This is a genomic window from Herbaspirillum sp. WTB6 (assembly GCF_057457785.1).
In genome coordinates, this window is the sequence record NZ_CP176522.1 from 3,043,923 (window position 1) to 3,064,053 (window position 20,131).

The following is a 20,131-nucleotide window of genomic DNA, read 5'->3' on the forward strand; positions in this document are numbered from 1 at the left end:
GACGCCGCATTGTCCATTCATCATGATGCAAATCTCCCGCAAAAATAGCAGGGACGCGATCGATGGCGTGCTGCTGCTGGACAAGGCCGCCGGCGGCTCCAGCAACGATGCGCTGATCAAGGCCAAGCGTTTGCTGAACGCCAGGAAAGCCGGCCACACCGGCACCCTGGATCCGTTTGCCACCGGCTTGCTGCCCTTGTGCTTCGGTGAAGCGACCAAGTTCGCCCAGGACCTGCTGGACGCGGACAAAACCTACGAAACGGTGGTGCAGCTTGGCGTGCGCACAGCCACCGGCGACACCGAAGGCGAGATATTGGCGAGTCGCCCGGTGACGGTTGGCGCCGCCGAGATCGAAGCGGTATTGGAGCGCTTTCGCGGTCCGATCAGGCAGATTCCGCCGATGCATTCAGCCTTGAAGCGCGACGGCAAGCCCTTGTACGAATATGCGCGCGCGGGCATCACGCTCGAGCGCGAGCCGCGCGAGGTCGTGATCCATCGCCTCGAATGCCTGGATTACCAGGCGCCACTGCTGAGCCTGCGCGTCACCTGCAGCAAGGGCACCTACATCCGCGTGCTGGGCGAAGACATCGGCGCCGCGCTCGGTTGCGGCGCCCATTTGCGGGCGCTGCGCCGGACCGCGGTCGGCGCGCTGACGGTGGCGCAGGCGATCACGCTGGAGCAGATGGCCGCGCAGTCGCCGGCCGAGCGGGTGCGGCTGTTGGCGCCGGCCGACACGTTGGTTGGCACGTTTCCGGCACTGCAACTGTCGGCCGCGCTGGCAACGCGTTTTCTGCACGGCCAGCGCTTGGCGTTGGGCAAGGAAGGGTTGCCGGTTCCAGCAACTGCCGGACGGATGCGCGTCTATGCCGAAGCAGGCGCGTTTCTCGGTACCGCGATCCTGGCTGAACACGGCGTGCTGTTGCCGGAACGACTGCTGGCGCTGCCGCCCGATGCTCCGGTATTGAGCGCAAGTGATTGATTTCATTTTCCTTTCCCGGCATGGTCGGGTACCGGAGCGGTAAAAGGATTTCGGGGTTTTGCGGCGCAACATGCTAGAATCTCAGGCTAACCGAATTTTCCCTGCCTATCATGTCAAACCCAATCCGCGCCGCCATTCGTAATATCGCCATCATTGCCCACGTCGATCACGGCAAGACCACCATGGTCGACCAGTTGCTGCGCCAGGCCGGTACTTTCCGCGACAACCAGCACGTCGACACGCGCGTGATGGATTCCGGCGACCTGGAAAAAGAGCGCGGCATCACGATCCTGTCGAAGAACTGCGCGGTCGAGTATGAAGGCACCCATATCAACATCGTCGATACCCCGGGCCACGCCGATTTTGGCGGCGAGGTCGAGCGCGTGCTGTCGATGGTCGATTCGGTGCTGCTGCTGGTGGATGCGGTCGAGGGGCCGATGCCGCAGACCCGTTTCGTCACGCGCAAGGCGCTGGCGCTGGGCCTGAAGCCGATCGTCGTGATCAACAAGATCGACCGCCCCGGCGCGCGTCCGGACTGGGTGATCAACGCCACTTTCGAATTGTTCGACAAGCTGGGCGCGACCGAGGAACAACTGGATTTCCCGGTGGTGTACGCCTCCGGCCTGAACGGCTACGCCGGCCTCAACGCCGAGGTGCGCAGCGGCGACCTGAAGCCGCTGTTCAACGCGATCCTGCAGCACGTGCCGGTGCGCGACGACGATCCGGACGGCCCGCTGCAATTGCAGATTTGCTCGCTCGATTATTCCTCCTACGTCGGCAAGATCGGCATCGGCCGCATCAGCCGCGGCCGCGCGCGTCCGCTGCAGGACGTGGTTATCATGAACGGCCCGGACGATACGCCGAGCAAGGCTCGTATCAACCAGGTGCTGACCTTCAAGGGCCTGGAGCGCAAGCTGGTGGACGAGGCGGTGGCGGGAGACATCGTGCTGATCAACGGCATCGAGGAGCTCGGCATCGGCACCACCGTGTGCGCCGCCGATACGCCGGACGCGCTGCCGATGCTGAAGGTGGACGAACCGACGCTGACCATGAATTTCATGGTCAACAGCTCGCCGCTGGCCGGCCGCGAAGGCAAGTTCGTCACCAGCCGCCAGTTGCGCGACCGCCTGGAGCGCGAGCTGAAGTCGAACGTCGCGCTGCGGGTGGCGCCGACCGATGACGACACCACGTTCGAGGTCTCCGGCCGCGGCGAGCTGCATCTGACGATCCTGATCGAAAACATGCGGCGCGAAGGCTTCGAACTGGCGGTATCGCGCCCGCGCGTGGTGTTCAAGATGGTCGATGGCGTGCGCCACGAGCCGTTCGAGCTACTCTCGATCGACGTCGAGGAAGCGCACCAGGGCGGGGTAATGGAAGAACTCGGACGGCGCCGCGGCGACCTGCAGGACATGCAGGCGGACGGCAAGGGCCGGGTGCGCCTGGAATACAAGATTCCGGCGCGCGGCCTGATCGGCTTCCAAGGCGAGTTCATGAACCTGACGCGCGGTACCGGTCTGATGAGCCACATTTTCGATGAATACGCGGTGGTCGATGCCAGCAAGGGCGATCTGGCCGGGCGCCGCAACGGCGTGCTGATTTCGCAGGAAGACGGGATGGCGGTGGCCTACGCGCTGTGGAAGCTGCAGGATCGCGGCCGCATGTTTGTGGTGCACAACGACCCGGTGTACGAAGGCATGATCATCGGCATCCACTCGCGCGACAACGACCTGGTGGTGAATCCGATCAAGGGTAAGCAATTGACCAACGTGCGCGCCTCCGGTACCGACGAGGCGGTGCGCCTGGTGCCGCCGATCCAGATGTCGCTGGAATACGCGGTCGAGTTCATCGAGGACGACGAACTGGTCGAGATCACGCCGAAAAGCATACGCCTGCGCAAGCGTCACCTGAAGGAACACGAACGCAAGAAGGCATCGCGCGAAGCGGCCTGACCGCTTTCCCCATCAGGTTTCTGTAAACCTGAGGGTATATTGAAAAATCATACGTTTTACGCCCGGTATTAACGGTCTATATCGGGAGTATCCGCGCCGGAACAGTGCTTGCATGCCGCTTTTAACACCGCATTCCCGTGCCGTTTTGCTGATGGTGTGCGCCGCCACCTTGTGGAGCATGGCCGGCGTGCTGACGCGTCACCTGGAAAATGCGCAGGGTTTTGAAGTCACATTCTGGCGTAGCGTGTTTGCCGCCCTGTTCGTGGCGGCGGCGCTGGCCTGGCAGCAGCGCGGCCGGGCGCTGACGGTGTTGCTTCGACTGGGCAAGCCGGGCCTGGTTTCCGGGCTGATGTGGTGCGTGATGTTTTGCTGCTTCATGATCGCTCTGACCATGACCACGGTCGCCAATACGCTGATCGTGATGAGCGTCTCTCCCTTGCTGACCGCATTGCTGGCATGGATATTCCTGCGCCAGCAGATTGCGCCGCGCACCTGGCTGGCGATCCTGGTGGCGCTGGTCGGTATGGTCTGGATGTTTGCCGGCAGCCTGGCGCAGGTCGGCGCGCGCGAGCTGGCCGGGATGACGATTGCGCTCGGCGTGCCGCTGGCGGCATCGATCAACGTCATCACGCTGAAAAAATCCGGGCAGGCGATCGACCTGATTCCGGCGGTGCTGCTCGGCGGCGTGTTCTCGGCGCTGCTGATGCTGCCGCTGGCATGGCCGCTGCAGGTGTCGGCGCACGATCTCGGCATCCTGGCCACGCTCGGCTTCTTCCAGCTTGGATTTCCCTGCATGCTGATGGTAATCGCGGCGCGCTCGCTGTCGGCGCCGGAGCTGTCGCTGCTGGCGCTGATCGAAGTCTTGCTGGGGCCGCTCTGGGCCTGGCTCGGGGCCGGCGAAACGCCACTGCAGCAAACCCTGGTCGGCGGCGCGATCGTGCTGACCGCATTGGTCGGCAATGAAATGGCGGCGCTGCGCGGCGGCAGTCGGGTGCTGGCCGGCAATTCCACCGTTTGAGCCCTGCGTCTGCGGAGTTTGCTGCCAACCGATAAAAAACCGCCGAACGGCGGTTTTTTGTTGAACCTCGGCGTGGTCGGGTCAGGCCAGCGCCGATTGCTTGGCGCCCACTGCGCTCTGCGTTTTCAGGATGTCGGCAATCGCCCCGAACAGTTGATCGATCTGGTTTTTTTCGATGATCAGCGGCGGCGACAGCGCGATGATGTCGCCGGTGGTGCGGATCAGCACGCCCTTGTCCCAGAAGCATTTGAGGAAGACATCGAAGGCGCGCGCGGTCGGCTGGCCCGGAATCGGCTCCAGCTCGATGCCGCACACCAGGCCCAGATTGCGGATGTCCTTCACATAGGGGAGGCCCTTCAGGCTGTGCGCCGCCTCTTCGAAATACGGCGCCATTGCCGCTGCGCGGTCGAACAGGTGTTCGCTCTTCAGAACGTCGATGGTCGCCACCGCCGCCGCCGCCGCCAGCGGATGGGCGCTGTAGGTGTAGCCGTGATAAAACTCGATCGCGTTTTCCGGCGCCGCCCCCATGAAGGTATCGTGGATGTCCTGGCGCACCAGCACTGCGCCCATCGGCACCGCGGCGTTGGTCAGGCCCTTGGCGCAGACGATCATGTCTGGCACCACGCCGAAATAATCGGCGGCGAACGGCGCGCCGAGGCGGCCGAAACCGGTGATCACTTCGTCGAAAATCAGCAGGATGCCGTACTTGTCGCAAATCGCGCGCAGCTTTTGCAGATAGCCCTTGGGCGGCAGGATGACGCCGGTCGAACCCTGCACCGGCTCCACGATCAGCGCCGCCACCGTGGCCGGATCGTGCAGCGCCAGCACGCGCTGCTCGAACTCATCGGCCATTTCCGCGCCGTGTTCCGGCAGTCCGCGCGTGAAGGCATTTTTCTGGATATTCAGCGGATGGCGCAGATGGTCGACCGCCGGCAGCGCCGGGCCGAAATGCTTGCGGTTGCCGGCGATGCCGCCGACCGAAATGCCGCCGAAGCCGACCCCGTGATAGCCGCGCTCGCGCCCGATCAGGCGTGTCTTCAGGCCGTCGCCGCGCACCCGGTGATAGGCCAGCGCAATCTTCAGCGCGGTATCGACCCCTTCCGAACCGTCGTTGCAGAAAAACACCCGGTTCAATCCCTCCGGCGCGATCGAGACCAGCGCGCTGGCGGCTTCGAAGGCCTTCGGATGGCCCATCTGGAAGGTCGGCGCAAAATCCATCGTCGCCGCCTGTTGCTGGATCGCGGCGACGATCTTTGGATGCCCGTGGCCGGCATTGACGCACCACAGGCCGGCGGTGCCGTCCAGAATCTGGCGCCCGTCGTCGCTGGTGTAGTGCATCCCGGACGCGGCCGCCAGCAGGCGCGGGGCGCGCTTGAACTGGCGATTGGCGGTGAACGGCATCCAGAAATGATCGGTATTCAGGCTGCTGGGATTCGGCATGGCTGCTCCTTTATTGGTGAAATGATGGATCAAGCACACCCCTATGGTAGACCGTTTGGCGCCGTTTCGGTAGGGCGTGGCGTAACCGATGCCGGTACAATATTGCTTTTGCCGCGACTCACCGCCTTGAATCCCACCAAGTTGCCCGCGCGCCGCCTTTCGGTGGCGCCGATGATGGATTGGACCGACCGCCATTGCCGCGTCTTCCATCGCCAGATCACCCGCCATACCTGGCTATACACCGAAATGGTGACCACCGGCGCCTTGCTGTATGGCGACTTGCCGCGCCACCTGGATTTCAATCAGGAGGAACATCCGGTCGCCCTGCAACTGGGGGGCAGCGAGCCGGCCGATCTGGCCAGGAGCGCCAAACTGGGCGAACAGTGGGGCTATGACGAGATCAACCTGAACTGCGGCTGCCCCTCCGAGCGCGTACAGAAAGGAGCCTTCGGCGCCTGCCTGATGGCGGAGCCGCAACTGGTTGCCGATTGTGTCAAGGCGATGCGCGATGCGGTCGCAATCGATATCACGGTCAAGCACCGGATCGGCATCGACGCGGTCGATTCCTATGATTTTGTGCGCGATTTCGTCGGCACGATTGCCGCTGCCGGCTGCACAACCTTCATCGTGCACGCCCGCAACGCGATCCTGAAAGGCCTGAGCCCGAAGGAAAACCGCGAGATTCCGCCGTTGCGCTACGAGTTCGCCTATCGCCTGAAGCGCGATTTCCCGCACCTGGAAATCATCATCAACGGCGGCATCAAGACGCTGGCCGAGATCGATGCCCATCTGCAGCATGTGGATGGCGTGATGCTGGGGCGCGAGGCGTATCACAACCCGTATCTGATGGCGGCCTTCGACCAGCGCTATTACGCCGACAGCGCAGAGCCGAAGTCGCGCGCCGAAGTGCTGCAGGCGCTGCTGCCTTACATCGAAAACCAGTTGCGGCGGGCGCGCCAGGGCGGCTCCGGCCCGAAGCTGAACAGCATCACCCGCCACATGCTGGGCTTGACCGCCGGCACGCCAGGCGCGCGCGCCTTCCGGCAGATGTTGTCCGACCCGAAACTGCTGGCCACGGCCGACCCCGGCCTGCTGCTGCGGGCGTGGGCGCACAGCCAGCGCTTGGCGGCCTGAAGCGCATTGGGTTCCGATGGCGCCAATACTTGCATAAGAACTAATGGAAAAGATCGCGGTCAAGATCAGGAGGCACTAAACGTGCCCACGATCTCTGAAAGGAACAAAAATGACTGTGCTATTCAGCAGAAACGCGAAATGCCTCCTGGCAATGACTGTCCTTGGCATGTTGCTCGCCGGCTGCCAGCGCAATACCGGCAGTGATGCCGCTCCAGGTGCCAACACCGGCGCGCCAGCCGCACCTGCTCCGGACGCCAGCGCGCCGCCGTCACCCGCTCCCGCCGCCGCACCGGAAAGCTCCACAGCCAGTCCCGGCAGCATGTCGTCGGCGGCTTCTGACATGGCGGCAGCGGCCGGCGGCGCAGTGGACGATACCGTGATTACTACCAAGGTCAAGGCTGCGCTGGTGGAAGACAGCGAGGTCAAGGGCACCGATATCCATGTCGAGACCTCGAAGGGCGACGTCACCTTGAGCGGCACGGTCGCTAGTCAGGCGCAGATCGACAAGGCGGTGGGGATTGCGCGCGGCATCGAAGGTGTCAAGAACGTCGACAACAAGTTGACCGCCAAGGCCGGCTGACGCCCACGGTTTTTCCGCTTCCGCGCACCGGGATGGCGGCGCGGATGGGGCCGCGTGGCGACGCAACCTGGGATAGGAAAGCATGCCGCATGTATTGATTGTGGACAATGATTCCGATACCCGCGAGCGGCTGGCGCGCGTGCCGCGCGCGGCCGGCTTGACAACTGAAGTCGGGGCGCTGCGCGGTGAACTATGCCGGCTTGGCCATTTTGGCGCGATGCGCGGGACCTCGCCGGCGATGCAAAAACTGTATGCGCAGATCGGCCGGGTGGCGCCAACCGAAGCTTCGGTATTGCTGCTCGGCGAAAGCGGTACCGGCAAGGAATTGGCGGCGCGGACGATACACGACCTGAGTCTGCGCCAAAAGCAGATTTTCCTGCCGGTGAATTGCGGCGCCATTTCGCCGCAGTTGATTGAAAGCGAAATTTTCGGGCACGAAAAAGGCAGCTTCACCGGCGCCGACCGGCAGCATAAGGGCTATTTCGAGCGCGCCAGCGGCGGCACGCTGTTCCTCGATGAGATCGCCGAGATGCCGATCGAGTTGCAGGTCAAGTTGCTGCGGGTGCTCGAGAGCGGTTCCTTCATGCGTATCGGCGGCCACCAGGAACTGGAAACCGATGTGCGGATCATCGCCGCCAGCAACCGCGACCCGCGCGAGGCAGTGGCGCTGGGTGCGCTGCGCCTCGACCTGTACCATCGGCTGAATGTATTTCCGCTGCAAATTCCACCCTTGCGCGAACGCGCAGACGATATCGAGTTGCTGGCGCAGTATTTCCTGGATCAGTTCAACGGCGCTCACGGCGCCGACAAATGCATGGCTCCGGGCGCCGCCGCGGCGTTGGCTGGCTATCACTGGCCGGGCAACGTGCGCGAACTGCGCAACCATATTCAGCGCGCATTCATCCTGGCCGACCGCACGATTGACAGTGTGCTGCTGACGCCGCTCGAGGCGACCGAACCGCCGCCCGGGCTGACGCTGTCGATTGCGGTCGGTGTCTCGCTGGCCGAGGCCGATCGCCGGCTGATTTTCGCCACGCTGGAAATGTGTGCCGGCGTCAAGAAAAGAGCCGCCGATATCTTGGGCATCAGCTTGAAAACCTTGTACAACCGGCTGGAAGAATATGGCCGTTCCAAGGCGGCACTGCCGCTTGCGGACGACGCCAGGGACTAGATCCCCGGGCTGTCCTCACCGCCCGGCGGCTCCCGGCGGTGAAGCAACGAATCAGGCCGCCTGCGCCACCGAGCCGCCGCTCCAGACCATGCGGCGGGTACCGCTGGCACCGAGTAGGCCGCCGCTCATGCCCAAGGCCAATGACAGCGCCATCGCGCCAAAGATCATCCAGGCGGTGCCGGAAGCCATTTGTACCGAGCGGTTTGCCGCAGCCCTTCCCTGCGGCGAGGCCTGCTCGGTCGAGCCGGCGGCGATCAAGGCCTGATCGACGATGCTGGCGGCGCGCTGCGGATCCATGTTGAGGGAGCCGATCAGCAACTGTATCGCGTCGTTGCGGTTGCCGGCCTGGATCTGGCGTTCAAAGCGTTCGGCGATGCCGGGATCGACATTGCCAAATTGCCGGCTCAGCAGGCTGCCCGCCGCGCCATTCGTGGCGGACTGGTTCATCGCTTCCCCCATGGTGCCGAAGATGCCGCCCAGCATGCTGCCGCCGGTCGATGCCGCCAGCATGACGAACAGCAGCGTGGTCACGGCCCAGGCGGTGGCACCATGCAGCAGACCGTCGCTCTTGCGTTTCAGGCCCGAGGCACGTGCCGCCACGTAGCCGCCGACGAAGGCGGCGACCAGCATACTGACGCCAGCCCAGACCAAGGGATAGGTGGTACTGGCCGCATCGGAGAGGCCGACATCCAGCGTGGACAAACCGGTAGCCACGCCGAGCAGCGTCAATGCCATCTGCAGGGCCACGCCAACCACCACCCCGGCCAGGACCGCGCCCCAGCGCAAGGCGGAAAAAAATGGACGCCTGCCGTTGGCGCTGCTATCCATAGGCGGGTTGCGATAGGCTCCGGTCAGATTCCGATCGGGTGTACTCATGAGATTTCTCCTTGACGCGAAAACAGGTTAAGAGCGCGGGCCAGCAGGTAATATCGGATATCCCCATTCAGTAATGCTGGACCACACCATTCACTACCTGCACCCGGTCGCCGACGCGAAAGCCGGGGTCGGTTTCGGTGGCAAATATCTGCTGGCTGCCGTCATCCATCCGCAACGTGACGCGATAAGCCCGACCGTCCTGGCGCATGCGCTGGCCCATGCCGGGGCCGACCACGACGCCAGTGATCGTGCCGACGCCAATGCCGGCATCCTGCTGGTCGACCCGCTCCACGGCCTGCACCGTGCCGGCGGCCGATGTCGCACCGCTCATCGCCATGCTGGCAGCGGAGGCGGACGACATCTCGGTGGGCTTCGGGGTGCTGCAGGCAGTCAGCGCTAGCAGGGTAAGCGTCGCGAGCATGCAGGGAAGAAATCTGTTCAGGGACAACATGGGAACTCCCGATAAGGTTGATGGTGACCCGTGTTTGCGCATGCAGTAAATGTGCCAGATCGATTGCGCGGCGATATCGCGCAGCGCTGGCGCCCGGCACGCAAGAATAGCCCGGTTAAGGCGGTAGTTTTTACGCGGGCTGGTAGTTATTACAAGGACAAACGGGCTGTGCCTGAGTCAGGCCGCCAGCGTGCCGGCAATCGGGCGATCCCGCTCGCTGGCCGCGAGCGTTGCGCGCAGGCTTTCGACGATCGCGCGCCGCATTGCCAGCCACCCGGCTTGGCCGCGCAGCACGTGGCGCTGGTTGATTTCAAGCTCGACGCCGACATACTGGGTGCCGTCAAAGTGGCGCCGCAGGAACGAGGTGAGGCCATCGGAGCTTCCCTTGTAAGGCGCATTGAGCCGTATTTTCAGACCCGGCAAGCCGGCTCTGAGGCCGACTTGCCAGTGTCGGCAAAACGTGGCTTCCTCCGCACGCGCCGGATCGTACAGCAGACCGAGATCGGCATCGCGCAGCTTGCCGTCCAGTACCGGCGTGAAGCTGTGGCAGGAGACGTGCAGCACCCGCAGGCCGGCGTCGATGGCGGTAGCAATCCGGCGCTGGACCGCACTACGGTACGGCAGATAGTATTGCTCGAAAATACCGCGCCGCTGCGCCGGCGCCAGGTGGCGGGTGGCCGTCGAATACAGGCGCGGATGCGCGGGTGAGCGATTCAGATCGATCAGCAGGCGGCTGATGGTGGCCGCGTACAGTGGCGCGTCCAGTGCTGCCGCCATCTCGCGCGCCAGACGCAAGGCGCCGGCGTCGTAACCGTAGTGGCTGCGCAGCCATGCCTGCCGGCCCTGGAACAGCGCGCGGTAGGGCGCCGGAATCCGGTAGCCACCGTGTTCGCAGCTAAGCAGCAGGAATCTGCCGGGCGCCATGACGCTAGCCGTTCAGGGCAGAAACTGCCGTCCGTGCTGCAGGCAATCGCACAGTTCCTGGTACACCATGCGCAACTGCTGCGGTCGGTAGTCGCCATTCAGCGCGTGCAGCAGGCGCCGCGCCAGCGGCCCATGGCGCTGTATCGCGCCCAGCGCGCTGCGGCTGGCAGCGCTGAGTTCGGCGGGCGCTACGGTTTCGATCAGGTATTGCCATAAGTCGCCGGCGCTGCAGCGCGCCGCCGGGAAGTCCAGCAAGGCCAGATAGCCAGCATCGTCGATCACCGCCGCTTCCGCACCGCGGATGCAGGCCTGCAGTATCTGCGCCAGGCGCCGGGTATCGAATTGCGCCTGCTCGGCGGCAGCCTGGTGGTAGAGCCTTCTCGTCAGTGCCACCACGATCTCGGCGATCGCCAGATCGGCGAGCGGACATTCCTGCACGTCGAGCACCCGAACCTCGATCGCATTGCGTTCGAAGCGTGCGATCGCGCCGCGCGAATTCAACCATTCGTGCCGCAGCACATGTTCGGGGTCGGCGGCGGCGATGGCGTCGTACATCGGTTGCAGAATGCGTCGCCGATAGTCTTGCCTGCCGGTGACCGGCTCCGGGATGAGGCTCCCGGTGATTGCCGGAAAGGCACTGGCATTGTGCCGGTAGACCTCCATCCGGGTGTCGAGCAGGCCGCTCGCTTCGCCCTCCATCAGCGGCGAACTGGCCGCCAGCGCCGGCAGCAGCGGTAGCAGCAGCCGCAGCGCCGCGTGCAGCCGCGCGAATTCGGCATCGCTGGCAAACGGCAGGTTGACGTGCATGCTTTGCAGGTTGGCCCAGCCGTGGCGGTGACAATCGAAAATGCGGTCGTAGGCTTGGTAGATTTCGGTCTGACCATGCGGCCATAGACGGGCCTCCAGTGCCGGCCGCATCCAAGGATGCATCGCGCCCGGCATCAATTGCGCCCCCGAGTCGCGCAGGCGGCGGTTCATTGCCTGGACCGCTTCCTGGAACGCGGCCGGCAGCAGCGCCAGCGCCTGCGGCTTCGGGTTCTTGACTTCGATCAGATGCAGCACCAACTCGTTCGACCATTCGAGCAACGGCGCCGGCTGGCCACCGGCCACCGCTTGCGTCAGGCAATGGTCGGCGATCGGCAGCACGTCGAGCGAATCGCGCGCCACGATCATGTATTCGAGTTCGATGCCGTAGGCGGAAAACAGCGGATAAGGAGTAGGTGCGTTCATGGCGGCGCGGCATCAATCCGCTGGCGGAACACCGCCATCACGGCACGATACAGTTGGTCCTGCAGCACATGGTCTTCGTGGCCCGCATCCACGTTCGGGTTGTCATTGATTTCCATCACGTAGCACTCGGCGCCAACCTGCTTGACGTCAACGCCGTAAAAGCCGGCCCCGATCAGGTTTGCCGCCTGCAGCGCGATGCGCACCACCGCGCGCGGCACGGATGCGATCGGCAAGGCTTCTGTTTTGCCCTCGATCAGTGTTTGTCGATCGTTCTTCACGATTTGCCAGTGCCCCGGCACCATGAAATATTTGCAGGCAAACAAAGGCCGGCGGTCGAGTATGCCGATGCGCCAGTCGAACGCGGTCGGCAGGTATTCCTGTGCCAGGATCAGCGCCGAGTCTTGCAGCAGGCGGCGGGCGCCAGCTTCCAGCGCGGAGGCCGTTTCGGCTTTCAGGATGCCGCGCGAGAAGGCACCGTCCGGCTGCTTCAGCACGCACGGCAGGCCGAGCGCTGCAATCACCTGCCGCAGCGTCCGTTCCAGGTTGTCGCCCTGCACCAGCATGCTGCGCGGCTGCCGGATATGGTGGTGCGCCAGCAGTTCAGCCAGATAAATCTTGTTGCAGCAGCGGATGATCGAGTCGGCATCGTCGATCACGATGGCGTCCTGCAGCGCGGCCTGGCGCGCCGCCTGGTAGGTGTAGTGGTTGACGTGGGTGGTGGCGCGTATGAACAGCGCATCGAATTCGGGTAGCCGCGCAAGGTCTTTCCGGGTAATCAGTTCGGCGTGCATCTGCAACTGTTCGGCGGCGCCGACGAATTTTTGCAAGGCCAGCGTATTCGATGGCTGTTCGCTGGCTGCCGGGTCGTGCAGGATGGCCAGCGCGGCGGTTTTCCGGCGCGCTCCCGGCATGCCTGAGGCTTGCAGCCAGCCAGCCGCTGCCTCGCGCATGAAAGCGCGCTGCGCGCCCGGCACGGCCTCGCAGTCGCAACATTCGACGCCGGCCAGATGCCAGCCGGCGGCGTCGAAGGCAAGGCTCACCTTGAGCAGCGGCGCCGGCAACAAGGCGAATATTTGCGCTGCCAGCGCGCACCAGCGTTTCTCGGGAGTGCGGCCAAAGTAGCTGTAAAACTCCAGTGTGCCGGTGCCGGCCGGCGTCGGTGCGCGCGCCAGCAGTGGCTGCAGCGCGGGCGTCAGCAGGCGGATCAAGGCCGGCGATGCCAGGTCGGCCAGCGTGCGCGGGTCGGGCAGCGGCTGCTGGCCGCGTGCCGCAGCCAATTGCGAGACGTACCAGGCGCGGTCCTGGTAAGCGCCGTTGGTGGCGAGATTGATGATCCTGGTGAGGCAAGGGTCGAATCGGCCCGGTTCGGTCAGATAGGCTTGCGCGGTCATGACGCGGGCGGCGGGGAAGGCGGGGCCGTCGAACATCCAGCAGCGCGCATGATTGACGACCAGCAGGCTGTTCATGATGCGGCCGGCGCCGGCTTTCGGGGTGGGTGGATGATCAGCAGGTTGGCGTCATGGGTGACGATGCCGAGCAGGATCGCGCAGATCACGCGGTCGATGCTGATCCAGTAGCCGCCCGAAGCCTGGCGGTAGGGATTGAGCTGATACGGATCCATCACCAGCACGGTGCGGTGTTGGTGGTTGTAGCCGGCGATGATGACGAAATGACCGGCCGGCAAGCCGCGGATGTCGTCCGGCATGTCGTTCGGGCCGAATTCGCGCGCGGTGCGGTACAGGTAGGTGGAACTCAGGCCAGTCAGGATCGGCAGTTGGCGGCGCAGGATGGCCTGGATCAGGCGGCGTGACAGATGCGTCATGCGCAAGCGCCCACCTAGCCGCAGGAAATCCTGGTAGCCCGCGGTCGCATATTGCAGGCGGTAATCAGCCTTCACCTCTTGCTGCAAGGCCAGGCGGGCACCGATATCGACGCTGAGGTCGGTAAACCAGGTCGGATCGAATACGGTCAGGTTGTAGGTGTAGATCGTGGCACGATAGCCGTGGCGCAAGGCATCGCAGGCGAGAAACACCGCCAGCGTGCCGCCGTGCTCGAATTTGCCGGTGCGGCCGATCACCGTCGCCAGCGCCTCATCGTGCTTCCAGTAGCGGTAAATCGCCTGCAGGCAGGTCGGTCCGCAGGTGGTTTCATCCGGTTGCGGCAGGATATCGACTGCAAGCCGGAACGCGGGGCCAGCGTTCATCGAAACGCACCGGGCGTACCGCCCGCGATACAACGGAATTTTTTCAGCATGCTGTTATCTGTTGGCAAGGCTGGTTGGCAATGGATAAGCCATAAATAGTCCTGTTTAGAACCACGTCGGTTGGTGAAAAGTTCAACCATCGGGCGTCGTGGATGATGATTTTTGCAAATTAGTCGGATTGTTTGTCATCTGGCGCTGTCCCATTGAAGTGGCTGTATCTGCCATGCAAGAACGGCGGGCGGCGTATTCTTTTTTCTGATGAAAGGAGGTTTGATCATGAAGGCAAGTGCACTCTTTCTGGCGCTGTGCACGCTGGCGTATACGGCGGCGGCCCAGCCCTCGGCCAGTCCAGAAACAACCGATATGCAGCCGAAAATTGAAAACGGCGTTACCTACCTGTGTGGCGGCGTCGGCCTGGATGAGTCGGCTGCGATGAAGCAGGCCGCCAGAAATTACGACCTGATGTCCACCTTCGCGGCGCAGGACGGCAGCTACCTGGCCGATGTCAATGTCGACATCCTGGGCAAGGGCGAGACGCCAATCCTGCAAACCACTTGCGACGGTCCGATGCTGCTGGTCAAAATGCCGCAAGCCGGTGCTTATCGCATCCGTGCATCCGTCAATGGTCATGCGCAGACCAAGAGCGTCCAGGCCGGCGGCGGGCGTGGTGTCAAGCGTCTGGTGTTTGTCTGGCCGGCGGTGCAGGCCGGACTCGATCAACCGCGCTCGATGCAGCGCGCCGCGCCGCCCGCCGACGCTGCGCCGGGTAGTTAGGAACTCCGCTGGCCAGGGCGGAAAACGATCGTTTGTAAAAATTACAAACGGTGGGCGCTACGCAGATAAATTGTTGCAAACCGCGAATTCTGCCGGTGTGCTCAACAAATCAACAATTAGTGGCGCTTCATCAGCCAGCCGGCCAGAAGGCCGCTTAGCGCGACGGCTGCCACCGATAGCAGCGGCCGCTGCCTGACACGGTCGCAGGCGGCTTGGTAGGCCGAAGGCAACTGCGGGCCGGCATCCTGCGCTGCCCCGCGGGCGCTGACGCTGGAGGCACCGAGTCGGGCCAGGATGCGGGCATAGGCTTCGCTCAACTCGCCATCCGACAAGGTGGCTTCATGCAACATCAACGCGTCCAGGTCATTTTTCAGATCCGCCAGTTCGGCGCGCAGGGCCATGCCGGCTAGATGGGCTGCCGACTCCGATTCGGTATTGCGCTCGGTCGATCCGGGATGCGGATCTTGCGGCGGGAATGTGTCCACGTATTGCTCCTCGAAAATGGCTTGGGCATCAACCGGCGGCGATGCGGCCGGCCGCCGCAGGCGCAACCCATGTCCGTTGAAACGCAAGCGGCGTGCCAGCCTGACCGGCCCGCTGGGTTCCCTGCTGGGCATGGGAGTACCCGACATCCTTACAACCGGTGTGTAAATATTCCCGATGCCGGCGCATCCAGCCCGTCGCCTTGGCCTTGCGAAAAACTTTGGAGCAGCGAAATCCATTAGAATGGCAGCCTGTTCAGGATCGTTACCATGTCTATTGCAACTACCCAAGAAATCATCACCGAACTGCGCGCTGGCCGCATGGTCATCCTGGTCGATGAAGAAGATCGCGAAAACGAAGGCGATCTGGTGCTGGCGGCCGATTTCGTTACCCCAGAAGCGATCAATTTCATGGCGCGCTACGGGCGCGGCCTGATCTGCCTGACCCTGACCGAGGAGCGCTGCCGGCAACTGAACCTGGGCTTGATGACGGCCAATAACGGCACCGCCTACGGTACCAATTTCACGCAATCGATCGAAGCCGCGGAAGGCGTGACCACCGGCATCTCGGCGGCCGACCGCGCGCGTACGGTGCAAACCGCGGTGGCGCGCAACGCCAAGCCTTCCGATATCGTGCAGCCGGGCCATGTATTCCCGATCAAGGCGCAGAAGGGCGGGGTGCTGATGCGCGCCGGCCATACCGAAGCCGGCTGCGATTTTGCCGAACTGGCCGGCCTGACGCCAGCCGCCGTCATCTGCGAAATCATGAAGGACGACGGCAGCATGGCGCGCCTGCCGGATCTGCTGGAATTCGCGCGCGAGCACGGCTTGAAGATCGGTACGATTGCCGACCTGATACATTACCGCAGCCAGCACGAAAGCATCGTCGAACGCATCGCCGAGCGCACCGTGCGCACCATCCACGGCCCGTTCCAGGCGATTGCCTACCGCGATACGCCAAGCGGCTGCGCCCACCTGGCGCTGGTGCGCGGCACCATCAGCGCCGACACCGAGACGCTGGTTCGGGTGCATCAGCCGGTGTCGATCCTGGATCTGCTGGAAACCCAGGCCACCACCCACTCGTGGAATCTGGCGGCGGCAATGGCTACCATCCAGGCTGCCGAGCGCGGCGTGGTGGTCTTGCTGAATTGCGACGAGGAATCGGCCGAGCAGCTGTTTGCCCAGTTCCAGGCGCTGGACGAGCCCGAGGCGCGTCCGCGTCCGCGCGCCAGCCGGATGGATTTGCGCACCTATGGCATCGGCGCCCAGATCCTGAAGGACCTGGGCGTGGGCAAGATGAAGCTGCTCGCCAGTCCGCGCAAGATGCCGTCGATGGCCGGCTTCAACCTGGAAGTGGTCGGCTACCAAAGCAGCCCGAACCAGTAAGCGTTTCCGCAGTCCGAATAGCATTTGCATTTTTAATCAGGCGCAGCCGCGCATAAAGGAAAGCCATGACCATTGGAACCTGTGAAACGAATCTGGATGGACAGGGCCTGCGCATCGGCATCGTGCAGGCGCGCTTCAATGCCGATATCGGCCACGGCCTGCTGGCCGCCTGCCTGGGTGAACTGACGCGCCTGGGCGTGGCGGATGAAGACATCCTGCGCGTCACCGTGCCGGGGGCGCTGGAAATCCCGCTGGCGCTGCAGAAAATGGCCGATACCCAGCAATTCGATGCGCTGATCGCGATCGGCGCCGTGATTCGCGGCGAGACCTACCATTTCGAACTGGTGGCGAACGAATCCGGCGCCGGCATCACCCGGGTCGGGCTGGATTTCGGCATCCCGATCGCGAATGCGGTGCTGACCACCGAAAACGACGGCCAGGCCGAGGCGCGTATGGCGCAAAAGGGCGCCGATGCGGCGCGGGTGGCGATCGAAATGGCAAATCTGACGATCACGCTGGAAGAACTGGCCGACGCTACCGAGGATGAGGACGAAGACGACTGACTGCCGTCGGCGGCACGCATCGTTTCGCCTTTGAGAAATTCATGACCAACAAAACGCTTCATGCCAACCCCAGCAAGAACCGCACGCCGCGCCACCGGGCGCGCGAATTCGCGCTGCAGGGCCTGTACCAGTGGCTGCTGAACAATGAAGATGCAGGCGCCATCGACGCCCACATCCGCCAGGCGCACGGCTTTGACAAGGCCGACGCCGCGCATTTCGATGCGCTGCTGCACGGCACGATCCGCGATGCCGCCGCCTTGCGCGATGGCCTGGCGCCCTTGATCGACCGTCCGCTGGCGCAGCTGTCGCCGGTCGAGCACGCGGCGCTGTTGATCGGCGCCTTCGAACTGAGGCAGCACCTGGAAATTCCATACCGGGTCGTAATCAACGAAGCAGTCGAACTGACCAAGTCGTTCGGCGGCGTCGATGGCCACAAGTACGTCAACGGCGTGCTGGACAAGTTCGCCGCCGGCGCCCGCCCGGTCGAGGTGGAGGCGGGCAAGCGCTAGGCGCTGCGGGCTCCGCCCTCGGAGCGGGGCAGTACGCGAGCGATCTTGCACCGCCTCCGCTCCCGGTGTTTAAACCGGGGGTATGTTAGTAAAGCTGCCATTTTTCCTGCGGAATTGATGGTTGGTATTGAGAGTATATGATTACCGCACACCGCTCTCGTCCCTGAATAGTACCGGCCGCCGGCAATCGCCGTGCGGCCCTTTCCTACCTTCCGCCATGCACCCCATTCAGCTCGCCTCCCGCCTCGACCGCATCGCGCCGTTCCATGTCATGGAACTGGCGAAAATGGCCGCCGACCTTGAACGCGAGGGCCGTCACATCATCCACATGGGGATCGGCGAGCCCGACTTTACCGCCGCGCCGGCGGTACTGGCCGCCGCCAGCCAGGCGATGGCCGACGGCAAGATGCAATACACCTCGGCCACCGGCCTGCCGCAGTTGCGCCAGGCGATCTCCGACCATTACCGGCAGGTGTACGGACTGGAGATCGCGCCTTCCCGCATCGTGGTGACCGCTGGCGCCTCGGCCGCGTTGCTGCTGGCCTGCGCGGCGCTGGTCGAACCGGGTGCGGAAGTGCTGATGCCGGACCCGTCCTACCCCTGCAACCGCCATTTCGTCGCCGCCTTCGAAGGTCGTGCGCGCATGATCGCCAGCGATCCCGAGCAGCGCTTCCAGTTGACTGATCAAATGGTGCGTGCGCACTGGAATGAAGCCACGCGCGGCGTGCTGCTGGCCTCGCCCTCGAACCCGACCGGCACCTCGATCGCGGCCGATGAATTGGGCCGGATCGTGGCCACCGTGCGCGAGCGCGGCGGCTTTACCATCGTCGATGAAATCTATCAGGGCCTCAGCTACGACGCGGCACCGTTTTCGGCGCTGTCCCTGGGCTCCGACGTGATCGTCATCAACAGCTTTTCCAAGTATTTCAACATGACCGGCTGGCGCCTCGGCTGGCTGGTGGTGCCGGAAGCGCTGGTGGCGCCGATCGAAAAACTGGCGCAGAACCTGTTCATCTGCGCCTCGGCGATTGCCCAGCATGCCGGCGTGGCCTGCTTCTTGCCCGAATCGCTGGCGCTGTACGAAGCGCGCAAGGATGAATTTCGGCGCCGCCGCGATTACCTGGTGCCGGCCTTGCGCGAACTGGGCTTCGCCGTGCCGGTGATGCCGGATGGCGCCTTCTACGTGTACGCCGATTGCAGTGCGCTGGCGGACGATGCCGACCGCTTCTCGATCGACATCCTGCATCAGGCCGGGGTGGTGCTGGTGCCGGGATTGGATTTCGGCCCGCATACCGCGCGCCAATATTTGCGCATCTCGTATGCGACCTCGATGGAGAACCTGCGGGAAGCTGTGCGCCGGCTGCGCGATTTCCTCGCCGCCAGGGCGTGAGCCGGCCGCTCGGCGCTGGCGACAATGCGTTCAGGAAGCAAAAAAGGAGCCGCTGGCTCCTTTTTGATGTGGCGACCCGGGACTGATGACGATTACAGCGCGGCGATTTGGTCGTTGCCCAGCTTCGATTGCTGCAGTTGCGGCGTCGCCCGGTTTTCCGCTTCCGCCGGAATATCGCCGGCGGCCGGGCGCGGCTTCGGCGCGGCACGCGCGGTGGTGATGGTCGGCACTTTCTTGCCGGCCGCTACATCCTTCAGGCGGCGGTATTCGGCCAGCACCTTCGAGCCGTAGCCGGCATCGCTATCGAAGGCCGCGGCGCCGACGTACATCTTCAAGCCGCCTTCGACCGAGCCGCTGCGGGCGACGTAGTCCTTCAGGATCAGTGCGCCGACCTTGATGTTGGCGACCGGGTTCAAGGCTGCCTTGACTCCACCGAGGTCCTGGAATTTCTCGTGATGCACTTTCGACATTACCTGCATCAATCCCTGTGCGCCCATCGGACTTTCGGCGAATGGATTAAGGCCGGATTCGATCGCCATCACCGCCAGGATCAGGAGCGGGTCGAACTTCATGTCGCGGGCCGTCGAGTAGGAGGCTGCGACCAGCATCTTGGTGGCATCCTGCGCCACCCGATAGCGGCGCGAGAGCCATTGCGTGACCCATTGCTGTTGCTGCTGATCGGCGCTGGCGGCGGTTTTGGCGCTACTGTCGGGCGCCGACGTAGCGGTTGGCGCCTGTTGCTGCTCGCTGGCGGCGACAACCAGTGGTAAATGGTCGGTGGCGTCGTCAGCTTCCGCGTCGGCGGCGACCTCGCTGCTGTAGGGGGAGAGCTGCTGGAGGTGATCGGCCAGTTCCGGTTTGATGAACATCAGCACCAGAATGCCGATGGCGAAGGCGCCGAGTACCAATAGCGCGTGATGGGTGATGGTGGCGCAGCCGCTTTTCAGGTCGCGCAGGAAGATTTTCCATGCCGGCTGGGCGGGATTTCGGGCACTGCCCTCGGTGCGTTCCAGCGGCACCATGATTGTTCCGTTTAACATACGAACCTCCTGAATCGTTGCGGTGCGCGCGC

At 63.9% G+C, this 20,131-nt stretch carries 19 protein-coding genes and 1 pseudogene; 11 read left to right on the top strand and 9 right to left on the bottom strand.

All coding sequences use genetic code 11. The features are described from left to right. The first annotated feature begins 22 nt into the window (after positions 1–22). The 3 genes from truB (at position 23) to ACK2VC_RS14235 (ending at position 3,946) form a co-directional block, all read left to right on the top strand. Positions 23–979, top strand: coding sequence for a tRNA pseudouridine(55) synthase TruB (gene truB, locus ACK2VC_RS14225; protein WP_486731039.1), 957 nt, complete (start codon positions 23–25; stop codon positions 977–979). Positions 980–1,089: 110 nt separating this feature from the next. Further along, positions 1,090–2,928, top strand: coding sequence for a translational GTPase TypA (gene typA, locus ACK2VC_RS14230; RefSeq protein WP_486731040.1), 1,839 nt, complete (start codon positions 1,090–1,092; stop codon positions 2,926–2,928). A gap of 112 nt (positions 2,929–3,040) precedes the next feature. Beyond that, on the top strand, positions 3,041–3,946 hold the full coding sequence (locus tag ACK2VC_RS14235) for a DMT family transporter (RefSeq protein WP_486731041.1): 906 nt from the start codon (positions 3,041–3,043) through the stop codon (positions 3,944–3,946). An 81-nt stretch (positions 3,947–4,027) separates the two neighbouring features. Here the strand turns inward: ACK2VC_RS14235 and aptA are convergent, their stop codons facing one another. Further along, positions 4,028–5,386, bottom strand: a complete 1,359-nt coding sequence (gene aptA / locus ACK2VC_RS14240) for an omega-aminotransferase AptA (RefSeq protein ID WP_486731042.1) — start codon at positions 5,384–5,386, stop codon at positions 4,028–4,030. 171 nt (positions 5,387–5,557) lie between these two features. Here aptA and dusA point away from each other — a divergent pair, with 171 nt between their 5' ends. The 3 genes and pseudogenes from dusA to ACK2VC_RS14255 all read left to right on the top strand — a co-directional run. After that, entirely contained in the window at positions 5,558–6,520 is a 963-nt protein-coding gene (gene dusA / locus ACK2VC_RS14245; RefSeq protein ID WP_486733250.1) for a tRNA dihydrouridine(20/20a) synthase DusA, read from the top strand. Positions 6,521–6,629: 109 nt separating this feature from the next. Next, entirely contained in the window at positions 6,630–7,100 is a 471-nt protein-coding gene (locus tag ACK2VC_RS14250) for a BON domain-containing protein (RefSeq protein WP_486731043.1), read from the top strand. A 130-nt stretch (positions 7,101–7,230) separates the two neighbouring features. After that, positions 7,231–8,271: pseudogene (locus ACK2VC_RS14255) on the top strand (sigma-54 interaction domain-containing protein); the annotation flags it as partial. Positions 8,272–8,322: 51 nt separating this feature from the next. On the opposite strand, the gene ACK2VC_RS14260 reads toward ACK2VC_RS14255, so the two are convergent. From ACK2VC_RS14260 to ACK2VC_RS14285, 6 genes are all read right to left on the bottom strand, one after another. After that, complete coding sequence (locus tag ACK2VC_RS14260; protein ID WP_486731044.1) at positions 8,323–9,147, bottom strand: hypothetical protein; 825 nt, start codon at positions 9,145–9,147, stop codon at positions 8,323–8,325. A gap of 67 nt (positions 9,148–9,214) precedes the next feature. Then, positions 9,215–9,568 (bottom strand): hypothetical protein, encoded by a 354-nt coding sequence (locus ACK2VC_RS14265; RefSeq protein WP_486731045.1) that lies wholly within the window; start codon positions 9,566–9,568, stop codon positions 9,215–9,217. 207 nt (positions 9,569–9,775) lie between these two features. After that, positions 9,776–10,522 (bottom strand): N-formylglutamate amidohydrolase, encoded by a 747-nt coding sequence (locus tag ACK2VC_RS14270; protein ID WP_486731046.1) that lies wholly within the window; start codon positions 10,520–10,522, stop codon positions 9,776–9,778. Between the two features lie 12 nt (positions 10,523–10,534). After that, positions 10,535–11,752: a glutamate-cysteine ligase family protein gene (locus tag ACK2VC_RS14275; protein WP_486731047.1), complete on the bottom strand. Its 1,218-nt coding sequence runs from the start codon at positions 11,750–11,752 to the stop codon at positions 10,535–10,537. Next, positions 11,749–13,218, bottom strand: coding sequence for a RimK family protein (locus ACK2VC_RS14280; protein WP_486731048.1), 1,470 nt, complete (start codon positions 13,216–13,218; stop codon positions 11,749–11,751). Before ACK2VC_RS14280 ends, ACK2VC_RS14275 begins: the two co-directional genes overlap by 4 nt. Then, a complete protein-coding gene (locus ACK2VC_RS14285) occupies positions 13,215–13,955 on the bottom strand; it encodes a cysteine peptidase family C39 domain-containing protein (protein ID WP_486731049.1) in 741 nt (246 codons plus the stop codon). The genes ACK2VC_RS14280 and ACK2VC_RS14285 overlap by 4 nt, the downstream gene beginning before the upstream one ends. A gap of 276 nt (positions 13,956–14,231) precedes the next feature. Between ACK2VC_RS14285 and ACK2VC_RS14290 the strand changes: the two genes are divergently transcribed. Beyond that, a complete protein-coding gene (locus ACK2VC_RS14290; protein ID WP_486731050.1) occupies positions 14,232–14,729 on the top strand; it encodes a carboxypeptidase regulatory-like domain-containing protein in 498 nt (165 codons plus the stop codon). 116 nt (positions 14,730–14,845) lie between these two features. Here the strand turns inward: ACK2VC_RS14290 and ACK2VC_RS14295 are convergent, their stop codons facing one another. Continuing rightward, positions 14,846–15,346 carry an ElaB/YgaM/YqjD family protein gene (locus ACK2VC_RS14295; RefSeq protein ID WP_486731051.1) on the bottom strand — a complete coding sequence of 167 codons (501 nt, stop codon included), beginning with the start codon at positions 15,344–15,346 and terminating at the stop codon, positions 14,846–14,848. Between the two features lie 135 nt (positions 15,347–15,481). Between ACK2VC_RS14295 and ribBA the strand changes: the two genes are divergently transcribed. From ribBA to ACK2VC_RS14315, 4 genes are all read left to right on the top strand, one after another. Next, positions 15,482–16,597: a bifunctional 3,4-dihydroxy-2-butanone-4-phosphate synthase/GTP cyclohydrolase II gene (gene ribBA, locus ACK2VC_RS14300; protein WP_486731052.1), complete on the top strand. Its 1,116-nt coding sequence runs from the start codon at positions 15,482–15,484 to the stop codon at positions 16,595–16,597. 65 nt (positions 16,598–16,662) lie between these two features. Next, on the top strand, positions 16,663–17,160 hold the full coding sequence (gene ribH / locus ACK2VC_RS14305; RefSeq protein ID WP_486731053.1) for a 6,7-dimethyl-8-ribityllumazine synthase: 498 nt from the start codon (positions 16,663–16,665) through the stop codon (positions 17,158–17,160). Positions 17,161–17,201: 41 nt separating this feature from the next. Beyond that, positions 17,202–17,669: a transcription antitermination factor NusB gene (nusB, locus tag ACK2VC_RS14310; RefSeq protein WP_486731054.1), complete on the top strand. Its 468-nt coding sequence runs from the start codon at positions 17,202–17,204 to the stop codon at positions 17,667–17,669. 217 nt (positions 17,670–17,886) lie between these two features. Continuing rightward, positions 17,887–19,059 carry a pyridoxal phosphate-dependent aminotransferase gene (locus tag ACK2VC_RS14315; protein ID WP_486731055.1) on the top strand — a complete coding sequence of 391 codons (1,173 nt, stop codon included), beginning with the start codon at positions 17,887–17,889 and terminating at the stop codon, positions 19,057–19,059. 92 nt (positions 19,060–19,151) lie between these two features. Here ACK2VC_RS14315 and ACK2VC_RS14320 read toward each other — a convergent pair whose 3' ends face one another. After that, positions 19,152–20,099 carry a lytic transglycosylase domain-containing protein gene (locus tag ACK2VC_RS14320; protein WP_486731056.1) on the bottom strand — a complete coding sequence of 316 codons (948 nt, stop codon included), beginning with the start codon at positions 20,097–20,099 and terminating at the stop codon, positions 19,152–19,154. Positions 20,100–20,131 lie beyond the last annotated feature (32 nt).

Coding starts and splice junctions, on each gene's coding strand:
- truB (WP_486731039.1), top strand. CDS start 23: ATGATGCAAATCTCCCGCAAAAATAGCAGGGACGCGATCGATGGCGTG.
- typA (WP_486731040.1), top strand. CDS start 1,090: ATGTCAAACCCAATCCGCGCCGCCATTCGTAATATCGCCATCATTGCC.
- ACK2VC_RS14235 (WP_486731041.1), top strand. CDS start 3,041: ATGCCGCTTTTAACACCGCATTCCCGTGCCGTTTTGCTGATGGTGTGC.
- aptA (WP_486731042.1), bottom strand. CDS start 5,386: ATGCCGAATCCCAGCAGCCTGAATACCGATCATTTCTGGATGCCGTTC.
- dusA (WP_486733250.1), top strand. CDS start 5,558: ATGATGGATTGGACCGACCGCCATTGCCGCGTCTTCCATCGCCAGATC.
- ACK2VC_RS14250 (WP_486731043.1), top strand. CDS start 6,630: ATGACTGTGCTATTCAGCAGAAACGCGAAATGCCTCCTGGCAATGACT.
- ACK2VC_RS14260 (WP_486731044.1), bottom strand. CDS start 9,147: ATGAGTACACCCGATCGGAATCTGACCGGAGCCTATCGCAACCCGCCT.
- ACK2VC_RS14265 (WP_486731045.1), bottom strand. CDS start 9,568: ATGCTCGCGACGCTTACCCTGCTAGCGCTGACTGCCTGCAGCACCCCG.
- ACK2VC_RS14270 (WP_486731046.1), bottom strand. CDS start 10,522: ATGGCGCCCGGCAGATTCCTGCTGCTTAGCTGCGAACACGGTGGCTAC.
- ACK2VC_RS14275 (WP_486731047.1), bottom strand. CDS start 11,752: ATGAACGCACCTACTCCTTATCCGCTGTTTTCCGCCTACGGCATCGAA.
- ACK2VC_RS14280 (WP_486731048.1), bottom strand. CDS start 13,218: ATGAACAGCCTGCTGGTCGTCAATCATGCGCGCTGCTGGATGTTCGAC.
- ACK2VC_RS14285 (WP_486731049.1), bottom strand. CDS start 13,955: ATGAACGCTGGCCCCGCGTTCCGGCTTGCAGTCGATATCCTGCCGCAA.
- ACK2VC_RS14290 (WP_486731050.1), top strand. CDS start 14,232: ATGAAGGCAAGTGCACTCTTTCTGGCGCTGTGCACGCTGGCGTATACG.
- ACK2VC_RS14295 (WP_486731051.1), bottom strand. CDS start 15,346: ATGCCCAGCAGGGAACCCAGCGGGCCGGTCAGGCTGGCACGCCGCTTG.
- ribBA (WP_486731052.1), top strand. CDS start 15,482: ATGTCTATTGCAACTACCCAAGAAATCATCACCGAACTGCGCGCTGGC.
- ribH (WP_486731053.1), top strand. CDS start 16,663: ATGACCATTGGAACCTGTGAAACGAATCTGGATGGACAGGGCCTGCGC.
- nusB (WP_486731054.1), top strand. CDS start 17,202: ATGACCAACAAAACGCTTCATGCCAACCCCAGCAAGAACCGCACGCCG.
- ACK2VC_RS14315 (WP_486731055.1), top strand. CDS start 17,887: ATGCACCCCATTCAGCTCGCCTCCCGCCTCGACCGCATCGCGCCGTTC.
- ACK2VC_RS14320 (WP_486731056.1), bottom strand. CDS start 20,099: ATGTTAAACGGAACAATCATGGTGCCGCTGGAACGCACCGAGGGCAGT.